We start from the raw sequence: 434 nt of genomic DNA, 5'->3' as shown, positions 1-434 counted from the left end.
ATTTTTAATTTTAGCTAGTTTTTTAGTATTAGCAGCTTGTGGAAATAAAGAAGAAAGTAAGTCAGAAGATAAGAAAGAAACGACGTCATCTGACAAAGAGAAAAAGGAAGAACCTAAGAAACAAGATAAGAAGAAATCAGATGATACTAAGAAAAAGAATGATGAAAGTGATAAACAAGTAGCTGATAACACAAGCAATCAACAACAAGATAATGCAACACATGATAATGCAACACAAGATACCGAAGATCAACAACAGGCAAACAGTCAACAAGCGCAACAATCTCAAAATCAAGTAAATCAACAGCAATCTCAAAATATCAAAGATAAAACTTTACAAGAAACTATAGAAGAAAATCCTGATAATGTTAATCCGTATAACGATTCTACTCAACTTGGTACAGATGCAATTAACAAACAATTAACACCTGAAC

At 31.3% G+C, this 434-nt stretch carries 1 pseudogene; it reads left to right on the top strand.

What is annotated here, in order from left to right:
• A pseudogene (locus ACF91D_RS32030) lies at positions 1-434 on the top strand (hypothetical protein); the annotation flags it as partial.

The organism is Staphylococcus sp. 231237_7MaSpsaltlick, assembly GCF_043107035.1.
This window is presented reverse-complemented; position numbering and strand designations above follow the sequence as displayed.